General features: G+C 55.8%; 17 protein-coding genes and 1 pseudogene. 13 read left to right on the top strand and 5 right to left on the bottom strand.

Going from position 1 to position 21,239, the window contains the following annotated elements; all coding sequences use genetic code 11:
- Window positions 1–40: 40 nt before the first annotated feature.
- The 12 genes and pseudogenes from IF189_RS10605 (at window position 41) to IF189_RS10545 (ending at window position 14,080) form a co-directional block, all read left to right on the top strand.
- The gene (locus IF189_RS10605) at window positions 41–1,420 is read left to right on the top strand and encodes a VOC family protein (RefSeq protein WP_192553248.1); all 1,380 of its coding nucleotides are present in this window, start codon (window positions 41–43) and stop codon (window positions 1,418–1,420) included.
- A 319-nt stretch (window positions 1,421–1,739) separates the two neighbouring features.
- Window positions 1,740–2,255 (top strand): Hcp family type VI secretion system effector, encoded by a 516-nt coding sequence (locus tag IF189_RS10600; protein WP_007949952.1) that lies wholly within the window; start codon window positions 1,740–1,742, stop codon window positions 2,253–2,255.
- A 128-nt stretch (window positions 2,256–2,383) separates the two neighbouring features.
- A complete protein-coding gene (gene tssI, locus IF189_RS10595) occupies window positions 2,384–4,426 on the top strand; it encodes a type VI secretion system tip protein TssI/VgrG (protein ID WP_192553247.1) in 2,043 nt (680 codons plus the stop codon).
- Window positions 4,416–5,156 (top strand): DUF4123 domain-containing protein, encoded by a 741-nt coding sequence (locus IF189_RS10590; RefSeq protein WP_192553246.1) that lies wholly within the window; start codon window positions 4,416–4,418, stop codon window positions 5,154–5,156. Before tssI ends, IF189_RS10590 begins: the two co-directional genes overlap by 11 nt.
- A complete protein-coding gene (locus tag IF189_RS10585; protein ID WP_192553245.1) occupies window positions 5,153–10,096 on the top strand; it encodes an RHS repeat-associated core domain-containing protein in 4,944 nt (1,647 codons plus the stop codon). Before IF189_RS10590 ends, IF189_RS10585 begins: the two co-directional genes overlap by 4 nt.
- A 360-nt stretch (window positions 10,097–10,456) precedes the next feature.
- Window positions 10,457–10,745, top strand: a pseudogene (locus IF189_RS29110) (RHS repeat-associated core domain-containing protein); the annotation flags it as partial.
- A 541-nt stretch (window positions 10,746–11,286) separates the two neighbouring features.
- Window positions 11,287–11,598 carry a hypothetical protein gene (locus IF189_RS10575; RefSeq protein ID WP_192553244.1) on the top strand — a complete coding sequence of 104 codons (312 nt, stop codon included), beginning with the start codon at window positions 11,287–11,289 and terminating at the stop codon, window positions 11,596–11,598.
- Window positions 11,599–11,742: 144 nt separating this feature from the next.
- Window positions 11,743–12,024 (top strand): SMI1/KNR4 family protein, encoded by a 282-nt coding sequence (locus IF189_RS29105; RefSeq protein ID WP_192553243.1) that lies wholly within the window; start codon window positions 11,743–11,745, stop codon window positions 12,022–12,024.
- A 364-nt stretch (window positions 12,025–12,388) separates the two neighbouring features.
- Window positions 12,389–12,784 carry a hypothetical protein gene (locus tag IF189_RS10560; protein ID WP_134826222.1) on the top strand — a complete coding sequence of 132 codons (396 nt, stop codon included), beginning with the start codon at window positions 12,389–12,391 and terminating at the stop codon, window positions 12,782–12,784.
- Window positions 12,785–12,818: 34 nt separating this feature from the next.
- Entirely contained in the window at window positions 12,819–13,163 is a 345-nt protein-coding gene (locus IF189_RS10555) for a hypothetical protein (RefSeq protein WP_134826221.1), read from the top strand.
- Window positions 13,164–13,229: 66 nt separating this feature from the next.
- The gene (locus tag IF189_RS10550; protein ID WP_192553241.1) at window positions 13,230–13,652 is read left to right on the top strand and encodes a hypothetical protein; all 423 of its coding nucleotides are present in this window, start codon (window positions 13,230–13,232) and stop codon (window positions 13,650–13,652) included.
- Window positions 13,649–14,080, top strand: a complete 432-nt coding sequence (locus IF189_RS10545) for a hypothetical protein (protein WP_134826219.1) — start codon at window positions 13,649–13,651, stop codon at window positions 14,078–14,080. The genes IF189_RS10550 and IF189_RS10545 overlap by 4 nt, the downstream gene beginning before the upstream one ends.
- A gap of 48 nt (window positions 14,081–14,128) precedes the next feature.
- Here the strand turns inward: IF189_RS10545 and IF189_RS10540 are convergent, their stop codons facing one another.
- Window positions 14,129–14,950, bottom strand: coding sequence for a VanW family protein (locus tag IF189_RS10540; protein ID WP_134826228.1), 822 nt, complete (start codon window positions 14,948–14,950; stop codon window positions 14,129–14,131).
- Between the two features lie 243 nt (window positions 14,951–15,193).
- Here IF189_RS10540 and IF189_RS10535 point away from each other — a divergent pair, with 243 nt between their 5' ends.
- Window positions 15,194–16,015, top strand: a complete 822-nt coding sequence (locus tag IF189_RS10535; protein ID WP_134826218.1) for a glycosyltransferase family 2 protein — start codon at window positions 15,194–15,196, stop codon at window positions 16,013–16,015.
- Between the two features lie 327 nt (window positions 16,016–16,342).
- On the opposite strand, the gene IF189_RS10530 is transcribed toward IF189_RS10535, so the two are convergent.
- From IF189_RS10530 to IF189_RS10515, 4 genes are all read right to left on the bottom strand, one after another.
- Window positions 16,343–16,921 (bottom strand): hypothetical protein, encoded by a 579-nt coding sequence (locus tag IF189_RS10530; RefSeq protein WP_114882173.1) that lies wholly within the window; start codon window positions 16,919–16,921, stop codon window positions 16,343–16,345.
- Between the two features lie 105 nt (window positions 16,922–17,026).
- The gene (locus IF189_RS10525) at window positions 17,027–18,094 is read right to left on the bottom strand and encodes a lipocalin-like domain-containing protein (protein WP_192553240.1); all 1,068 of its coding nucleotides are present in this window, start codon (window positions 18,092–18,094) and stop codon (window positions 17,027–17,029) included.
- Window positions 18,084–20,555, bottom strand: a complete 2,472-nt coding sequence (locus IF189_RS10520; RefSeq protein ID WP_192553239.1) for an ABC transporter permease — start codon at window positions 20,553–20,555, stop codon at window positions 18,084–18,086. Before IF189_RS10520 ends, IF189_RS10525 begins: the two co-directional genes overlap by 11 nt.
- A complete protein-coding gene (locus tag IF189_RS10515; protein ID WP_134826215.1) occupies window positions 20,552–21,205 on the bottom strand; it encodes an ABC transporter ATP-binding protein in 654 nt (217 codons plus the stop codon). The genes IF189_RS10520 and IF189_RS10515 overlap by 4 nt, the downstream gene beginning before the upstream one ends.
- Between the last annotated feature and the right edge of the window lie 34 nt (window positions 21,206–21,239).

The raw sequence follows: 21,239 nt of genomic DNA, 5'->3' as shown, positions 1-21,239 counted from the left end.
TTCCTCCATCCTTTACGTGACCGTGCCAGGAATTTTTTTCATGACCGTGCAGCCGTTCGTCAGCCCCGACCTGATCCGCCAACGCTTCTCCAAAGCGATGTCCGACATGTACCGCGAAGAAGTGCCGCTGTACGGCGCACTGATGGAACTGGTGGAGCAGACCAACCGCGAAGTGCTGGCCCGCGAGCCGCAGATCGCCAGTCAGTTGCACAGCACCGGCGAAATCGAACGGCTGGACATGGAGCGCCATGGCGCGATCCGCGTCGGCACCGCCGCCGAACTGGCCACCCTCGCCCGTCTGTTTGCGGTGATGGGCATGCAACCGGTGGGTTATTACGACCTGACCCCCGCCGGGGTGCCGGTGCATTCCACGGCGTTTCGAGCAGTGCATGAAGATGCACTGCAGGTCAGTCCGTTCCGGGTGTTCACTTCGTTGTTGCGACTGGAGTTGATCGAAGATCCCGAGCTGCGTGCTTTTGCGCAATCGGTGCTGGATCAGCGTTCGATCTTCACCCCGGCCGCGCTGCGCCTCATCGAGCAGGCCGAAGCCGCTGGCGGACTGAATGAATCCGAGGCCGGGGAATTTGTCCTGCAGGCACTGGAGACTTTTCGCTGGCACCACAGCGCCACCGTCACCGCTGCGCAATACCAGACCCTCAGCGCCCAGCATCGTCTGATCGCCGATGTGGTTGCGTTCAAAGGCCCGCACATCAACCACCTGACTCCGCGCACCCTGGACATCGACATCGTTCAGGCGCAGATGCCGCTGCGTGGCATCACGCCAAAAGCGGTGATAGAAGGGCCACCGCGCCGGCAGCATCCGATCCTCCTGCGCCAGACCAGTTTCAAGGCGCTGGACGAGCCGATCGCCTTCACCGACCAGACGCAAACCCGCGGCAGCCACAGCGCCCGGTTTGGCGAAATCGAGCAACGCGGTGCGGCGCTGACACCCAAGGGCCGGTCGTTGTACGACCGACTGCTGAATGCGGCGCGGGATGAATTGGGTGATTTCCCCAACGAAGGCAATGCCTCACGCTACAACGCGCTGATGACCCGGCACTTCAGCGAATTTCCTGACAGCCTCGATGGCATGCGCGAGCAGGAATTGGCGTATTTCCGGTATTTCCTGACAGACAAAGGGCTGGCGGCGGGTCGTCCCGCTGAGGTTTCGCTGCAAGCTTTGTTGCGCGACGACTATGTGAAAGCCGAACCGCTGGTGTACGAAGATTTCCTGCCGGTGAGTGCGGCGGGGATTTTTCAGTCGAACCTGGGGGACGCCGCGCAGACGCACTATGGCGAGCACTCCAATCGGCAGTCATTCGAACTGTCGCTGGGACGTTCGACCATCGATGAACTGGGCTTGTATGCAGAGACTCAACAGCGTTCGATCGAGGAATGTTTGAAGGCGCTTGCCCGATAACGCGACGAAGCGGCGCTTTGCCATACTGCGCAAGAAGTTGCGCAGTTCCCCGTAATAAAAACCCCATCGGAATCGCTGCAGCCCTTGCACATCAAGGGCTGCAGCCAAGTGCGCAAGAAGTTGCGCAGTACTGCGCAACTTCTTGCGCACTTTTTGCCTGAAACCCTGCCTTTTTTCGACGCATTCAATGCCGCTCCGTGCCAACCCCTTGGTTTATATGGCTTCGAAAATGTTGGCACGCTCCTTGATATAGCTTTGGCACCCACCGGGCGATTTCGCCTCCCGGGCACCCTAACTTTATCCGCAAGGAGCACCTCCCATGGCAACACCAGCGTACATGTCGGTTACCGGCGAAAAACAAGGCCTGATCACTGCCGGCGCCTTCACCGCCGACTCCGTTGGCAACACCTACCAGGAAGGCCACGAAGACCAGGTCATGGTTCAGGCTTTCACCCACGACGTGATCATCCCGCGTGACCCGCAATCCGGTCAGCCAACCGGTCAGCGCGTGCACAAGCCAGTTGTGATCACCAAGGTCTACGACAAGGCTTCGCCTCTGCTGCAAGCCGCTCTGACCTCCGGCGAGCGCATGAGCGAAATCGTTATCCAGTGGTACCGCACTTCGGCTCAAGGTACCCAAGAGCACTACTACACCACCAAACTGGAAGACGCGATCATCGTCGCCATCAACAACAAAATGCACAACTGCCAGGATCCAGGCAACGCGCACTTCACCCACCTGGAAGAAGTGCAGTTCACCTACCGCAAAATCACCTGGACCCACGAAGTATCCGGTACTTCGGGTTCCGATGACTGGCGTGCTCCAGTCGTTTAATTACGGCTGATTGTTTCAAGCATCGGCCAGCTCTGCTGGTCGATGTTGTTTACGCCCCTCCAGAATTTCGCGCGCGTTGACCGCTCTTGCGGTCGACGGGCGCCGCTGTACAGCACGAGGAACAAGGGATGTTCGCGCCGGCCAATGAAACCCACTTTGCCCTGACCATCGAAGGGCTTTCCGCCGATTTCCAGGTGTTTACCCTCACCGGTCGGGAAGCCATCAGCCAGCCGTTTGCCTTCGAGGTGGAGCTGGTCAGTGAGCAGCCGTCGCTGGACCTCGAAACACTGCTGCACAAACCGGCCTTTCTGCAGCTGTCGCCCGACGGCAGCGGCATCCATGGCCTGATCGACCGCGCCGCGCAGGGCGATTCCGGCAAGCGCCTGACGCGCTACTCCGTGACCCTGCGCCCGCAGCTTTCGTACCTCGCGCACCGGATCAACCAGCGGATCTTCCAGAACCTCAGCGTGCCGAAGATCATCGGCAAGGTCCTCGAAGAACATGGCATCCAGGGCAACGCCTATGAATTCCAGACCGGTTCGATCTACCCCGAGCGCCTCTACTGCGTGCAGTACGACGAATCGGACCTGCATTTCATCCAGCGCCTGTGCGAAGAAGAAGGCATTCACTACCACTTCCAGCACAGCGCCACGGCGCACAAACTGGTGTTCGGCGATGACCAGACGGTGTTCCACAAACTGGCGCCGGTGGCCTACCAGCAGGACTCCGGCATGGTCGCCAGCGACCCGGTGATCAAGCGCTTCGACCTGCGCCTGGAAACCCGCACCAGCCGCACCACTCGCCGCGATTACGACTTCGAAAAACCGCGGATCACCCTCGAAAGCGAAAACCGCGGCGACGCCCTGCCCGACCTCGAGAACTACGACTACCCGGGCCGTTTCGTCGACCGCGAGCGCGGCAAACACCTGGCCAAACGCGCCCTCGAACGCCATCGCAGCGACTTCCAGCTCGCCGAAGGCAAGAGCGACCAGCCGTTGCTGGTCAGCGGCCATTTCCTCGCGCTGAAAGAACACCCGAAGGCCAAGTGGAATGACCTGTGGCTGCTCACCGAAGTCCACCACGAAGGCAAGCAGCCGCAAGTGCTGGAAGAGTCGGTGACCAGCGACACCACCGCGCTGAAGGACGATTTCCATCAGGGCTACCGTAACCGCTTCCAGGGCACCCCGTGGGACGTGCCGAACCGCCCGCCCCTGCGCCACCCGAAACCGCGCATCCTCGGCAGCCAGAGCGCCGTGGTCACCGGCCCGCAAGGCCAGGAAATCCACTGCGACGAATACGGCCGGGTGAAAGTGCAGTTCCACTGGGACCGCGACGGCCAGGCCGACGACAAGACCAGCTGCTGGCTGCGCGTCTCCAGCGCCTGGGCCGGCGCCCAGTACGGCGGCATCGCCATCCCGCGCATCGGCATGGAAGTGCTGGTCACCTTCCTCGAAGGCGATCCCGACCAGCCGCTGATCAGTGGCTGCCTGTACCACAAGGAAAACACCGTCCCCTACGCCCTGCCGGCGAACAAGACGCGCACCACCTTCAAGACCCTGAGCTCGATGGGCGGCGGCGGCTTCAACGAACTGCGCATCGAAGACAAGAAAGGCCAGGAACAGATCTTCCTCCACGCCCAGCGCGACTGGGACGAGAACATCGAACACGACCAGAAAATCCGCGTCGGCAACGAACGCCACGACGTCGTGGAAAAGAACAGCTACACGGAATTCAAGGCCGAAGAACACCACACCGTCTACGAAGACCGCAAAGTCGAAGCCCGCGCCAACGACCACCTGACCGTGGGCGTGAACCAGCACATCAAGATCGGCACCGGGCAATTCATCGACGCGGGGCAGGAAATTCACCTGAGCAGCGGGATGAAAGTGGTGCTGGAAGCTGGCGCTGAACTGACGCTGGTCGGTGGCGGCAGCTTCATCAAGATCGATGGCGGCGGCGTGACCATGAGCGGGCCGGCGATCAATATCAACTCGGGTGGTGGACCGGGGAGCGGAACGGGTGCGGCGCCGTTGATGCCGGGGCCGTTGAAGCAGGCGGATGCCGATAAGGCGGGGGCTGTGCTGACACCGGCGCAGATCAACACGCTCAAGCGTAATGCGCCGTTTTGTGAAGAGTGTGAGAAGTGTAAGGCAGGTGCCTGTGCCATCTAATCGACTGACACCCAAGGATTGGCTGGCACAACAGCCGTTGCAGAAAGACGAGCGCTTGTACTTGATCGTCAGTGCTGCCAGCGATGCAGAGCCACTCAAGCCCTTTTATCAGCATGATACGGCTCCGCAACTTCTACCTATCTGGAGCGGAACGCCATACGCCGATTGGAAACCGGTGATGCCGTACCTCGCAGAAATCAACCCGAACGCTGGATTCTTGTCTTGGATAGCTGAAACCGACGCATTGGATTGGGGGTGGCTCGCCGTGTCTACCTGCGATCCAGACCTGGTAATGGAACATTTACGTAGCCTGACCCAAGTGCGTATGCCGGATGCAACGGAAGTATTTTTTCGATTTTGGGATGGTCGGCATATCTACCCGATCATAGAGGCCCTTGGCCCTGCTACCGGCGAAGTTTTACCGGTATTCGAGCGATATTTGATCAATGGCAAAAGCGTTGAAGTGGGCCGAAGGGCAGTGCCGCCTGCGAAAGAGTGGCCTTGGTGGGAAGTGCCTCAAACGCTGTTGGATCTCCTCGCGAAAAAGGATCACACCACCGTCGTCGAGAACCTGATGCAGTGGCTATCAGAGGATTGTCCGGAGCTGTACTTCGAGTTTCCCGTAGCCAACCTGCGTAGAAAGGTTGAGCGCTTCGTACGCCAAAATCCAAATACAGAAGAAATGGCAGAGCGTCTTGCTGCTGAGCTGACAAAGGAAGTCACGTCATGAATACCCCGATTGGTACATTGGTCCTGCGTGTGCTGGACGCCAAAACGCCTGACGTGAGCCTGATTCTCAAAGACTTCAAAAACTGCCTGAGCGATTACAAGGAATGGGCTGACGGTTTCTGGACAGGCTGGGCACTGGATGTCGACCAGACCTTCAAGGTCGGCAATGAAGTCAGCGTCACGAAACGCAAGACCAAAACCGGTGCCGTGGAAACCTATGCGACTTGCCCGTTGGTAGGTGATTTCACGCTGATCCATATGTTCGAGTCAGCGCGATTCGTCCCTATCGGCAACACTCCAGTGAAACTGGAGCCAGTGACCAAAGGAACCTTCTACGACGACGTTACGGGACCGGTCATCGAAACCATGATCGGCCCAAGCGGCATCAAGGTGGTTGAAGGCTGCAAGAAGGGGCAGACCTATCGCATCACGTTCTTTCCGAATGTCTCGCAGAGCGACGTCAAAGCGCTCTATGACTCCTATCAAGGCGTTATCGGCAAGCTTGAAGGTTGGCTGCAAAGCGAATGGTCGAGCAAGTTTCAGCCGCAATGGGCGAGCTACTCGGCGGCAGATCGTGCCGGGCGTTCGGTCATTTTGCTTAAACGGGCACTGGATGGTTTTGAGAAAGCTCTTCTTCGCCTATGGGACGACATCAAAAGCCTGTTCGAGCTGCTCGCTAATCCGCGAAAAAACTACGCAAAACTCAAAAAGTATCTGTCGGACATCGAAATCGACAAGCTCTATGCCGCGTCGAAAGAGTCCATCGCCTCAGGGTTGCTGATCCTCAGCGACGAGCCGCTGATGTACATCTATGTTTCGGCGATTGTGGCGTGGGTCGGCATGCTTCCGCCGCAGGTCATCGTCGACGTTATGATGGCGATTGCTTCGGAGTTTCTGATCAACGTACTGGTAGGCATCTGCCTGACAGGGGGTGCCGGACTGGCTGTAAGAGCAGGGACAAAAGTCCTGTCCACCGTCAAATCGGGAGAAGCAGTCAAATACCTGGAAGATCTTGCCTCCACTCTGATGACGCTCAGCAACAAACACGCCCTGCCCGCTCACGCGGAAGTGTCGAAGCCAATCATCGCCAGCGCTAAAAATGTGCCGATGAAGCCCGCAAAAACCGCAGCGTTGAAGATTGATGAAGCCGCCACTGAAGCGCCCAAGCCTAAACCCCAGCCACCGCAGGCCGCACCGAAAAGCCAGGTAGCGGAGCAACCAGCCAAAGGCCCGCTGCCGAAAACTTCAGATACACCGAAACAAGAGGTCAAGGACGCCTCCTCATTTCCACGGGACAAAAAGCAGAAACAAACCTCGCTTCAGCCAAAGGAAAAGATCGACGACGCTCCTGATCAGTCCAAGACACCTGACGACAAAAGCGCTACCTGTGCCAAGAAAACCTGCACCAATGGCTGCCCGGTTTCAATGGTGACGGGTGAAGAACTGTTGACTATTACCGACGGCGAACTCGGCGGTTTGCTGCCATTCACCTGGACGCGTCTCTATCGCACCAGTGCGGCGGAAATGGATTGCGGCCTCGGCTTTGGCTGGAGCCATGCCCTCGCCCAACGGGTGGAGATCAATGGCGATGAAGTCGTATGGACCGACCACGAAAACCGTGTCACGACTTTTCCTATGCCGAGCGAGCAGCGTCCGGCAATCACCAACAGCCTTTCGGAAGCCGCGATCTTCATCGGCAACGACCCTTCCGAACTTATCCTCACACAGGCTGGCGAACGTCCGCAGTTCTATCACTTCCGCTTCAACACCAAAGGCGCGACGCTGATCGCCATCAGCGACAACTACGACAATCGCCTGCACATAACCCGTGACATCCACGGTCGAATCAAGCGCGTGGATAACGGGGCTGGTCGAGCACTTCTGGTTCGGTACGACCGCAAACACATTGTCTCCATCGACTATCAGCAATTCGTCCCGGCAGACAATCTGGAAGATGCATGGAGCACCGTCCAGACGCTGGTCACCTACACATACGATGCTCAACAACGCCTGATCAAAGCCACGAACGCTGCCGGTGAATCCGAGCGTTACACCTACAACGAACAGAACGTCATTCTCGAGCGGCAACTCGCCGGTGGCGCCAGCTTTTACTGGGAATGGGAAAAGGAAGGCAAGTCAGCGCGTTGCATCCATCACTGGGCCAGCTTCTCGCAGATGGACGCGCACTACGCCTGGGATGACAAAGGTAGTGTCACGGTTACCAACGCCGATGGCAGTGAAGAGGTCTACACCCACGACGACAAGGCTCGACTCGTCGCCAAGGTCGATCCGGATGGCGCGGAACACCTGAAAGCTTACGACGATCAAGGCCGGTTGATCGCCGAAAAGGATCCACTGGGTGCGGTCACTGAATACCAATACAACGAGGCCGGTCGGCTGGTCGCGGTCATCCCGCCGGAAGACATGCCGACCTCCTACGAGTACTACCACGGCTACGTCCGTGTGGTTAACCGTGGTCCGGCCAAATGGATCTACTGGCGCAACGACCAGGGCGATATCACCGAAAAAATTGATCCAGATGGAAACTCGACGCACTACAGCTACGATCGTCAGGGACGCTTGCTGGAAATCAGACACCCTGATGGCAGCCGTCATCAACTGGGCTGGAATAACCTCGGCCAGTTGCTGGAGGAGCGACTGCCCGACGGCGGTCAACGCAAATATCGCTACGACGCACTCGGTCGGCAGATCACACGTCAGGCTGAAACCGGTGCAATCACCCACTACCAGTGGGATGCTGCAAACCGTCTGGCACAGATCACCCTGCCCGGTGGTGCCACCCGCGCGTTTACCTACAACCCGTACGGTCGCGTCACGGCTGAACGCGACGAACTGGGCCGCGTAACCCGTTACGAGTATGCCGATAACCTGCACCTGGTCAGCCGTCGAATCAACCCGGACGGCAGTCAACTGCGTTATCGCTATGACAACGCACGCCTGCTGCTCACCGACATCGAAAACGAACGCGGCGAACACTATCAGCTGGATTACTACTCGAACGGGCTGATCCAGCAGGAAACCGGTTTCGACGGACGCCGCACTACCTACGAGTACGACCTCAACGGCAAGCTGCTGAAGAAAACCGAATTCGGTGACGACGGCAGTGAACTGGTCATCGAGTATCAACGCGACGCTGCCGGCCGACTGCTGGTGAAGACCCTGCCTGACGGCGAGGAAATTCACTACAGCTACGATGCACTTGGCCGCTTGGTCAACGTGGACGATGGTCATTGGCCACTTGCTTATGAATATGATGTACAGGATCGGCTGATCACAGAGCATCAGGGCTGGGGCACCACGCGTTACGAATACGACAGCGTCGGACAGCTCAGTCACTGCCGCCTGCCGGATGGCAGCACGCTCGATTATCGCCACCAACCCGGCGGGCATCTGAGCAGCATCGACCTCAACGGCACACGCCTGACTTCCCACCAATTCAGCGCGGGTCGTGAACAGCAACGCCAGCAAGGTCTGCTGCTCAGCCAATACCAATACGATGAACAAGGTCGCCTGCAAGCGCACAGCGTCAGCCAGCGTGAAAAAAACCTGTTCCAGCGTCGCTATAACTACGACGCCAACGGCAACCTCGCCGGCATCGACGACAGCCGCAAAGGCAATCGCAGCTACCACTACGATCCTCTGGATCGTCTAATCAGCGTACGTGGCGCGACACCCGAAAGCTTCGCCCATGACCCGGCGGGTAACCTGCTCGGTCAGACTGACATGCCCGTTGCCAACCTGGCCAACGTCAAAGGCAACCGCCTGCTGATGCAAGGCGACCGCCACTACGACTACGACGCCTACGGCAACCTGATCCGCGAGCGGCGCGGCGCCAACCAGAAACTCGTCACTGAATACCGGTATGACTGCCAACATCGTCTGATCGGCGTAAGCCTGCCGGGAGGCAGTACGGCGTCGTACAAATACGATGCCTTCGGCCGCCGCATCGAAAAGACCGTCGACAGCCATACCACCGAATTCCTGTGGCAAGGCGAACGTCTGATCGCCGAGAGCGCCGACAACCGCTATCGCACCTACATCTACGAACCCGGCAGCTTCCGCCCCTTGGCGATGCTCGACGGCGAGGGTCCAATAAAGGCCACGCCGTTCTACTATCAACTCGACCACCTCGGCACACCGCAGGAACTCACCGACTACAGCGGCGAAATCATGTGGTCGGCAAAATACCGTGCCTATGGCAACCTTGCGGCACTGGATGTCAGTGAAGTCGACAACCCGCTGCGATTCCAGGGTCAGTACTTCGACGCCGAGACGGGGTTACATTACAACCGGCACCGCTACTACAATCCGAACACAGCGCGGTATCTGACGCCGGATCCGATCAAGCTTGCGGGTGGGTTGAATAACTACCAGTACGTGCCTAATCCTACTGGGTGGGTGGATCCACTTGGTCTGGAATGTGTGCCCGGACAATGTCCTGAGACGGACGCGGCAAGTATTCGAGCTAGGGTTGAATCAAACGTAGCTGAAAGTGCCAATGCGCGGGCTTCTTCAAACTTCAATGATCGGCAAAATGGACTAACTGCTCGTGAGTGGCCTCCCTATCCTGGCACGGTAGGTCAAGTAGAAGCTGACTTTACTCTGTTACCGGGTACCTATATTGACCGATTTGGTTCGCCGAGAGGTTCTTTTTTATCTCCTACAGGAACGGGATACTCTGAAAGGGCTCTGAAGCCAGGAACTCAACGAGAAGACTATTATGTGTACGAGGTCCAGAAACCTTTGACCGTTAAAGCAGGGGAAGTTCTTCCCTGGTTCAGTGAATCGGGTGGAGGAATTCAATACCGTCTTGACTCGATAGATGGTGTAAGGCGTTCGCCGGCGACTCTCACCCAAGGTGACGATCCATTCTTGAAAGAGGTATACCGTGGAAAACACAGTGACTACAAACCTGAATAGGCTGGCAAAAGATCTAGAGCTCTTGGGAGTTCCGAAGAGCAATTACTCTCTTGGAAAAAACCAAAACGAACGAACATGCATAGTCTTTGATAATGCGATTTGGAGTGTTTATTACGCCGAACGAGGAAGAATGGAAGATCTTCGACAGTTTTCAGACTTTTCGAGTGCAAAAATTGAATTCTTAAAACAAGTTACCGAAGGCATGAACATCACAAAGGAAAATCCTTAGCGCTAAATTCTGAATACCCCCGGATTTTATAGGCGCTTCCGAGAATCAGTTTTGAAACTAAAGAAACTAAAGGGAACAGATTTATTTTTCGTTAAAGACAATAAAAAATAAATCTGTCACCTTTTCACACTCAGGAACTCACCGACTACAGCGGCGAAATCATGTGGTCGGCAAAATACCGTGCCTATGGCAACCTTGCGGCACTGGATGTCAGTGAAGTCGACAACCCGCTGCGATTCCAGGGTCAGTACTTCGACGCCGAGACGGGGTTACATTACAACCGGCACCGCTACTACAATCCGAACACAGCGCGGTATCTGACGCCGGATCCGATCAAGCTTGCGGGTGGGTTGAATAACTACCAGTACGTGCCTAATCCTACTGGGTGGGTGGATCCGCTGGGGTTGAATACTTGCCCAAACCCTAACTGCTCTCCCGGAGATTTGACGCCCGCTGTACTAGATGATGGAAATACTCCCCCATCGATAACGGAAGGCAGACCAGACTTTTATGTAGGGCCATCCGGTCCCGATTCCACATTGCCGGGCACCGGCTATAGTTATGTGAGGTACATGAATGATGACGGTACGCTTAATCAATACGGACAAGACACTATTCGCATGAAGGAGGCGCCTGTGACCTATGCTGGTTTCGAAAAACACGAGACTGGTAAAAGCGCTAGGGAAGCTTATCAAGTTAAGGGGCCAGAGGTTGGACCCGACGCTAACGGTCCAGGATCTTGGAGTGACTCACGCATAAGGGCAGAATTCGACACCTTACAACTTTATGTTGATGGGAAACCGCAAGCTCGAGTTCCTTTCTGGAAGGGTGATACTGATAAAACAAAGCTTGAACCAATAACCGAAGCTTACAAAGAGTACGGTGACGGCGGTGCTCAACAGATACACCTCGACAGGAAAACAGTAAAGTTCGATAAAGTCGATATTCTCCCGGAGGAATAATGCAAAATTTTTACGTGATTGGCAAAAAGGATTTCGAACCTGAGATACCAAACAGCCCTGAGTGGCCCAAAATTATTGGATATTGTTACGAGACCAATTCATTCCTTTTCATTGAAGGCAACGGCTATGGATTCAATGGAATTGTCTTACCCGAAGCAATTGCTAGAGAACCACGCTGGGATAGACTATTTGAAATACTCGACGCAAACTGGTTTCTACAACTAATAGACAACAAACCAAGACCAGACAAAGCGCTAATGGAAACCAATATAAAATCAAAAACCGGCATCATTGAAATAATACAGTCATAGAAATCCAAAAGACAGCCAACAATGGGGAGATTTTTTTGTGAAGAAAATAAATCTATCTCCTTTTCAGAGGCTTGAACTGCAATATTAAAAATTCAGAAAGGGTTATTGTAAAGAACGAGCCAAAGACTTTGAGTGACGATACAAATGTATAATTATCAAAATCTAATGAAAAAACTCGAAAACTCCGACGAAGAAATTTTTTGGTTTGGAGCATGCGACGCGGAGCAGATCGAAAAACTTGAAAAAAATTTGGGGTTAAAATTTCCGCTAGATTTTTCTGAGTTCCTCAAAATTTGCGGCGGCCGCGGCGCAGTAGACTCAGAAATATGTGGCATTGAGGATAATGACGCCACTATAGAGTCAGGCTCAACAATAAACCACAGTACTACATATTGCAGATCAGAATTGAACCACCTACACATTTAGCTGCCATCTACTTCAAAGATGACGAAGTCTGCTGGGCAATAGATTGCAGCCCATCCGGAAGCGGAAGGGTTATAAGTTACGACTTATTCAACAAGAAACCCTCCAAAACAATTGCAGAAAATTTTTATGCTTTTTTTGAAGAGTATGTAGAATTAAGATCCTAAAAACTGCGACCATATTCGAACTCAAAAGCATCCAAAGAAAAAACTTCTTAGTCGGTCTCAAGGAAAAAAGGGGACGGATTTGTTTTTCGAGAAAATAAATCCGTCCCCTTTTCAGTCCCCTTTTCACATGCTAGTAGCCAAACTGTAATCCGCCTTTTTTATTAACCCTTTACTATTCCCCAAATCAGTTTAAAGAAAAAATGAGTATTCAAAAGACAATCCCTAGAAAAATCTGGTGGGGTTTTGAGGCAAAATCATATACAGAAATTGCTCAAGAACTACCATCACAGGATGTGTCACTTCGAAAATGGATCGCAATCTACGCTGCTTATCATTTAAACTTCGAAAATAGATCCCCAGGAGAGCGTTATTACAAGTTCCTAGAAAATGCAAAAAATTCTAAATACGTCATTATAGAATTCACTCTCGCAATCCACCTTCTCGAAACAAAAGACAGCATTGGCACCAACGACACGACAATAACAAAATGCAAAACCTTCGAAACAGAGGAAGAAATCAACTCTTTTCTTTACGAAAACAACATAAACCCAGAGCTATTTACGCCACCATGGACTTGCGAGTACCCGCTAGACTGAATTCAACAAAAGAGACCACAGAGGACACACTAACATGAGAACCAAGCTTAAATACGAACTCCATCCCCTTCGAGTCCCAAGCGGATGGACTATTACAATCAACAACCTTTTCGAGGTTGATTTCACACCAGAGACTGTCGAGTGGTTTAGTAACTCAGTTTTACTGGGTGGTGTCCGACGAACTACTGGTCATTGCTTTGACTCAAGACTTGAGCCAGAGGGAGATCCTGACGGGGACTTTATCATTGAATTCCTGACAATCAAGTACGACAACAAAGGAAAACCGATCAAAAACTCTGAGCTACCATTAGGACAATACAGAACAAAAAGCAAAGAAGATTTTATCGAACAGATTGAACGCTTCATGCTCGAAGCTTGAAAATGCTGCCCTCCCAACCAAATGGAACTGATCTATTTTCTTCTATAAAACAATAGGAATACCTCGATGGGCTACTTGGAAAAAGAAATCACATTAGCACTCGAAACAAACCATCTAAAAAACCAGAAACTCAAGAAAGATGAATTAGAAAAAATAATTTCAGACGTAAAAACCCGCTTCTTTTACTCCAACACAGATACCCTTGACCCCTTCAATCTAAAATTCGTAACAAAACAACACGACTCAGATTTTTGGAAAAAGGTCGATCTCCTATACCCTTCTGAGAAACCAACATTAATCGTCCTCGACAACCAAATCCATGCCTGGACGCTTCAGTCATCATCCGATTTGAAAATATTGCTTTCAGAAACGACTGGCTTTCCATTCTGGATAACTAATACAGCCCTTAGCTTCTTAATTTATGTAGACGACCACGACTGCGTACATACAGCAGCGCCTTTGCCCCCTCCAGCGATTAAACAATCATGATCTTCAAATCTGAAAACGACATCATTGACCCAACCTCTGTAACCTACCGCAGCCTTGGCTTCGGTGAACCTCTCTTCAACAATGCCAAAAAATATACTTTATCAATAAAAATTCACGAACTGCCCGAGCAATTCCACGAGCTGACAAATGCATTCATCGCCCAATGCATACAAGACGATAACAAACAAGGCTACGCCGACATCCCCGAATTACGAGATTGCAATTACCCACCACTTGCAACCCTGATAAGAAACCACCCAGACGTAGCGGTAATCCTCATCAAGGACTATTTATTCTTTGAGCTGCTCTATTTGCTATTCCCATCAAAGGAAAAGCTAGAAGTGGTAATAAACTCGATTTCCGGAGTTTATTATTTGGACGATACGTTTCACCTATGCGGCGAAACATATCCCTACAGAAACCTGTAATTGCGTTATTTCCATCGTACGCTGGAAACCCTAAGGTAAAAACGCAACCTACTGCTGCCTTTCAATGGCTTGTTCCCCCACCTCATACTTAACCACCACCCGATTCCCATACAACTTCTCCCTCTCCACCAACGCCCCCACCTGCCCCTTCTCCCTCACCTCCCGCCAAATCTCATTCTCCCGAAACACCCTTCCCCCCTCCCGCACAAACTTATGCCCCAACTCAAACACGTGATACCGAAACTCCCGCTCCCGATCACACAACAACTCCCCTTCCAGTTGCGTCTCCCCCACCTTCAACTTCAACTGAAAGCTGCGATCCGTCGGGTTGTGCAGTACCAGGTCGATGTAGTTGTAGAAGATCGCGGCGCCGGAGCCGAATGGCAGGACGCGGCCGTCGTCCGGGAAGGGGTCGAAGCTGTGGTTGGCGCGTTCGATGACGACCAGGGGTGAGTGAATGGCCATCCAGTGGATGAGGTTGCTGAGTTGGCAGATGCCGCCGCCGATGCCGGTGCGGGCCTGGCCGAAGGACAGTTCCATGCCTTCGACGTAGCCGCGTTGGCGGGTCGGGCGGCCGACGAGGCGGCAGAAGGAGAAATACTCGCCGGGGGCGATGGTGACGCCGTCGATGGCGGCGACGGCGAGTTTGAGGTTGATGACCTTGTTGTGTTGCAGCGCAAGGTCTGAGTCGCCGAGTTTGCGGATCAGTTTGGAGGTGTGTTTGAGGTAGCGATACGGCAAGCGCTCAGGCGTCGCGGCAGGTCGTGCGTAGCGTTTGCTCGAGCAGTGCCAGGCGATGTGGCGGAACAGTCTTTTTTGCCACACGCGCAGCCAGTATAGGGCCGGGTGGTAGAGGGAAAGTGGTTTCATCCGTGGCGAACGGCGCGGGCCGTTGTCTTCCTTGATCTGAAAAGGGCGGCGCATCTTACCGTGGAATATCGCCGTGTGCGCTGCTCGCGCAGGCGTCGCAAGCCGTTACAAGTCGGCCGACGCCGAGCGTTTCGAAATTAAGTTTGAACTAAGGTTGCGTCCCTACCATCCGGGCCACGAAGCAGCGGGTGCGAGCGTTGATTGCCGCACACAAAGCCATTCCATTCGATGTGAGCCTGGATCATGAGAGAGTTTGATTTCCCCTCGGCACAACAGCCCGCGTTCAGTCTTGTATTGGTCAATTACAAAACCCCGGAAATAACCCGGATGTGCCTGGAGTTTCTTCAGGAATACGTCAAGGAACAGCAGATTCCGGTGTGGGTGGTGGACAACGATTCTGCCGACGAAAGCCTGGCTTACTTGCGCTCTCTGGACTGGATCAACTTGATCGAGCGCCCTTCCCCTTGCAAAGAAGCCGGGCATATTGCTCACGGCAAGGCACTCGATCTGGCACTTGAAAAGGTTGAAACCGATTACCTGTTTTTACTGCACACCGATACTTTCGTTTTCGACAGCACTGTCTTTTCAATGATGATGAAAGAGTGCATGCAATCTTTGGATACAGCAGCCGTCGGTTGTGTCGAACAGCTTGACCGGGGTGTTTTAAGAGACACTTGGCGCTTGTCTTCGCGTTACTTCAAACACTATTTCCGGCGGGCAAAACTGCAGTTGGGCCTGCGCTCCCGGGAGCCAAAACCCTACCGGGAAACCCACCTGAAAAGCTTCTGCACCTTGTGGAATGCACGGTTGATCAAGGCCCATGGCCTGCATTTTTCGCTGGACGACCGGGTCCCGGGATACACGCTGCAGGATCGATTAAGCAGCCTTGGCTACGGCATCAGATTTCTTTCGCCGCGGACGATCTTCCGCTACCTGGATCACATCCAGGCCGGCACCGTGGCGGCTGCCGGTGGCTACGCGAAAAACCACCGCCGCACCACCATGTACCAGCAAACACTCAAACGTATTCAGATGCAGCAAGGCATGCGGCCTGCCAAATCCTGAGAACAATAAAAAAGGGCGACTTCACAGTCGCCCTTTTTTATCCGAATTCTTTAGTCCTCTCTCCGGAGGAGGTGTCCGCCCAGTGTAATGGCCTGGCAATCCATGCACCGGTAAAGAGCCCTGACACTGGGCGAACGGAAAGGATTTTAATGGAAGTTGGCGGATATGTCGTGCTAATTGAGGATGAATTTTATGTACTAAAACGTTAACGGATATTGATCACCGATATTTCCCGAGAAACTTTCAGAATTATCGGATCCGATCATTTTATATGACTGTTCTCATACCACTACTTGTACAAGAACAGTCACGCTGTAGAGTTAATACTCAGCTTTCATGTTCACTGGTCACTTTTAATACATCGGTGTAAGTGACCACGACACTCTGCCCGATTTTCAGATCTTTGAGTTTGGCTTGGATTTCAGGCTTTTCGACATTGAGGGTTTTCGACTGGCCCGAAGGGTTTTCCAGGGTGACCTGGTTTTTCTTCAAATCAATTTTGGTGATTTTCAGTTGTACCTGAATCTGGCGGAATGCCTCGCCGCCAGGGTTGCTGCTGCCCACGGCGTTGCGCAGCTCGCCGGTACGTTCGGTGGAGCCAGGCAGACCTTTATCCACGTCGGTGTCCAGGAAAGCCGCCACGGAACGGGTGACTTGAATGTCGACCTTGTCGCCAACCTTCAGGTTGGCGAGGTTTTTCGCCTTGTCGCTGAGCTGAACATGCACCTGGCGACCTTCTTCGCCTTCAAGAACAACCTGATGATTGGCCGGATCAACCGCCAGTACTTTGGTGGTGACCTGATCCTTCTCGACAGTCGCCGACAAAGGAATATCGGCCGCAAACGCCGTGGAGGCGGACAGGACAGTGGCGAGTGCAATGGCGTGCGACAGTGATTGAAGCTTCATAAGCGGTACGTTCCCTGTGATGGATGGCAGCACACGGCGCATTCGGCGCCGTGCGTGCCAAGGAGCATAGACGCTGATCCGCCGTCGCTCTTGGCACAGGGTGAATCAGTACCCGGTCATCTCCAGATAACCGCGCCCGCCCTGACTGCCGCTCAACCGCACCGGGCCTTCCCAGTAAGGGATGCGCAGCCCCATCCAGGCGTCGGGATTGATTGCATCGAGGGTGATCTGCAGGTTCTTTTCCGCAATCCCGATCGACCAGCGCACCGGCATCGAACGACCCGCAACCTTCGCAGTGTCCTGCGGCGTCAGTTTGATCTGGTCAGAGTGCAGCGTTTCAGTCTGGCCATCGGCGCCAATCCAGGTGCCGGTCAAGTAAGGCGCCCCTTCCTTCTGGCGCATGCGATAAAGCATCACGTGCGCGCCGTCATCAAGGTGGAGGGAGAACCAGTCCCAACCCGTCTGATTAGCGGTCAGCGGCTGGCTGCTCCATTCGCGGTCGAGCCAGGCCGGGCCGTTGACGGTGTAAGTCTTGCCGTCGATTTGCAGGGTGCCGCTGGCCTGGAAAAACGGCTGGCTGTAGTAGTACGAGGCCTGACCCTGTTCGGATTTCTGACTGAAACCGTGATCACCTTGCAGCACCAGCGGACGGCTGGAAGTCAGGCGCAGTTGGTAGCTGAAGTTTTTGTCCTTCGCGCTGAGCTGCATGTCGCCCAGCGGATCGCTCGCCTGACTGACGAAGCGCCAGTCATCAATCCACGCTTCGAACGGCACCGCACTCACCCCCGCCTGCCCGACGCCGCCACGGGCATACCGCTCGGCGGCGTGATGAACGCTGGCCGAGGTCACCGCCGCATGCCCGAGCCAGATCGTTTGATTGGCCCAGCCCGGTTGCTCCGGCGAGGCGTTCAATGCGCTGCGAAACAACGTCCACTGCACACCGAAATCATTGCCCTGGGCATCCTTGAGGTTGGCCGTGACGTACCACCACTCGATGCGAAAACCGTCATGGGCGCCGTGATCCGCCGGAAAGCTGAACACCCGCCCCGGCACCACCGGCGCGAAGGCCTGCGCCTGAGCGCCCATCCCGGCGAAACCTTTCTGATCCGGCGCCGGGTTGTCGCAGCCACCGAGCAACAGCGCCAGACACACCACGGCGAAGTTAATCCTCATGGGCAAACGTCCTCAGCAAGTCCGCCGGTTGCGTGCGGTACAGCGAATACAGCGGCCACGCCGAGGCCAGCAGGGTTGCCAGCAACGCCAGCCCGGTCAGTTGCAGCAACTGCAACGGAAACACCCGCAACGGCAGGCGCCAGCCGAAGGCCTGCACGTTGATCACCGCATCCAGACACCACGCCAGCCCGATGCCCAACGGCAAGGCCAACACCAGGGTCAGCACCGCCAGCAACCAGGTCTGGCCAAGGTTGAGCAGCATCAGTTGCCGTCGCGTCACACCCAACGCCCACAACGGCGCCAATTGGTCGAGACGGCTCTGACTCTGGGTCAGCAGACTGATGAACAGCGCCACACCGGCAACCGCCAGCGTCAGGCTGTTGAGCGCTGCCGTCGCGGCAAAGGTCCGCTCAAAAACCTGCACCGACCAGCCCTTGAGCCGCGCCTGATCGACGATGCGGCTGTCGTCGAGCTGAAAGCGTGCCTGCAAGGCGCTGAGCAATGCCGGAATCTTTGCCGGCTCGATCCGCAGGTTGAAGCGATTCGGCGTCAACTGCGGCCAACTGCGCAGCAGATGATTGCTGTTGACCAGCACATGCCCCTTCGGATTGCCGTAGTCGGCGTAGATCCCGACGATGCGCGGCGACCATGACAGGCCCGGCGTCGGAATCGTCAGGTGATCCCCCGGCCGCACCTTGAGCCGGCGCGCGAGTTGCTCGCTGAGCATCACCGCATCATCCGTGGCCAGCAACGCCCACGGGTCGTTGCCCCGGGCTTCGAGCAGCGGCCAGTGCTGACGATAGTGCGGATGGTCGATGATGCCGAACACCTCGGTCGGCCAGCCTTGCAGCGTCACCGAAACCTGCCAGTTGGGCAGGATCGCCGTGACACTCGGCTGTTGCTTGAGCCAGCTGTACAGCTCGCGGGCCTGAGCCGGATTGCTCGGGTTCAGATACAGCTCGGCGGTGAGCCGTTGTTCGAGCCAGTCGTTGAAGGTCTGGCGGAAACCGGCGGTCATGCTGCCGGCGCCGATGTTGGCCGCCATCGCCAGCAGCAGCGCCATCAACGCCAGACTCAGTGCCGGCAATTGCTGTCGGCAATCGGCGAGAAACCACTGCCCCAGCACCGAACGACTGCGCCCGAGCAAACCGTTCAACAGCGCACTGAGCACCACCGGCAGCGCCAGCGCGGCGCCGAGCAACAACCCGGCCATCAACACGAAACCACTGGCGAGACTGTCGCCCAACACCAGCGCTATCAACGCAATCGCCGCAAACACTCCGGCCACCCAGCCCTGCCGCTGCAACCAGCGCGCATGCTGTTCATGCCAGGCTTGCGGATCAGCCACCGCCAGCAATGGCAGGCGCGCCGCCCGCAGCAGACTGTTGGCCCCGGCCAGCAACGCGCCGAGCAGGCTCAAGCCGATACCGCTGAACCACCACCAGGGACTCAACCGCAACTGCCCCGCCACCTCCGCGCCGTACAACCCGCGCAGGCTGGCGGCGACATCCGGCAGCAGCACACTGGCCAGCCAGTAGCCGCTGACAACACCGAACAGTCCGCCGATCAACGCCAGCGCTCCGAGTTCGACGATCAGGCAAGCGATCAGCATTCGCGCACTGACACCGCAGGCGCGCAACGTGCGCAGCAGTCCGCGTCGCTGTTCCAGTGCGAGGCCGATGGCGGCGTGCACGATGAACAGGCCAACGACAAACGAGAGAAATCCCAGGGCATCAAGGTTGAGGTGAAAGCTTTCGGTCAGCCGCGCCAGATTGTTTTCTTCGCCGCTGCTCTTGAGCTGCAACTGGCCTTTGAACGCCGCCGGCATGTCGGCGTGAAAATCCTTGGGCAACAGCAGCCGCGACAGTTGATCGGGTTGTTCGAGCACGCGTTGAGCGACACCGATGTCCACCAGCAGCACGCCGGGGGCCATGTCCTTTTGCGCCAACAGCGGCGGCAACGTCTGACCGGTTTCGGTTTGTGGCGTGGCGCCTTCGGACAGATTCAGCGCTTGCAAGGTGTCGGGGGAAATCCAGGTGCTGCCCGGCGGGGTGAAAAATTCGACGATGCGCTCGATCGGCATCGCCTGCCCGGCCACCGCGCTGTCGGCCGGCAGCGACACCGGCTCGATGCCCATCAATTGCAGGCGCTGGGATTCATGGCCCTTGAGGATCAAACGCCCTTGCAGCACCGGCGAAACCGGCCAGCCTTGCCGGCGCAGATCGACAAACCACTGCTGGGAAAACGTCGCGCCATTCGGCGCGCTGAGGCTGGCCTGGGGTTCGCCGCCGATCATCTGGCTGGCGCGGGCGTAACTGTCCCGCGCCTGACTGTTGAGCGCCTCGACACCGGTCAACAGACTGGTAGCCAGCCACAACCCGGTGAGCACGCTGAAGAACTGCACCGGATGTCGCCGCCAGTGGCTGAGCAAGGCGATCAGCGTTTGCCGAAAAACCCTCACGTCAAACGACCGCTGGACAGCACCACCCGCTCTGCCAGTCGCGCGGCCACGCGTTGACTGTGGGTGACCATCAGCAAGGTGGTCGGCGTGTCGTCGAGCAATTCCAGCAACAGCCGCAGCACCTCGTCGCTGGTCGTCTCGTCGAGGCTGCCGGTGGGTTCGTCAGCCAGCAACAATTTGGGCCGCGACGCCAACGCCCGTCCGAGCGCAACCCGCTGCTGCTGGCCGCCGGAGAGTTGTTCGGGATAACGCTTGAGCAGATCACTCAGGCCCAGTCGCTGTATCAGATGGTTCTGCCAGCGCGGATCATGGCGCCCGGCAAGTCGCGCCTGAAACGCCAGGTTGTCTTCGATGCGCAGGCTGCCGATCAGGTTGTATTGCTGGAACACCAGACCGATTTCCGTGCGCCGCCAGTTGGCCAGTTGCGCTTCGCTCATTTCGTCGAGTCGATGTTCGCCGCTGCGAATGCTGCCGCTGTCGACTTTATCCAGCCCGGCGATCAGGTGCAGCAACGTGCTTTTGCCGCTGCCCGACTCGCCCATCAGCGCCAGACTGCTGCCGGGGTTGAGCGTCAGGTCGATGCCTTGCAACACAGACAACGGCCCTTGCGGGGTGAGATAGCTCTTGAAGACGTTTTGAACCTGCAGCATGCCGCCATCCGATCGTTGCGTGTGGGGCAAGGAT

Origin of the sequence: Pseudomonas sp. IzPS59, from assembly GCF_014863505.1 — a bacterium.
GTDB lineage: Bacteria > Pseudomonadota > Gammaproteobacteria > Pseudomonadales > Pseudomonadaceae > Aquipseudomonas > Aquipseudomonas kribbensis.
The sequence above is the reverse complement of the archived record's forward strand: the minus strand, read 5'-3'. Positions and strand labels throughout refer to the sequence as shown.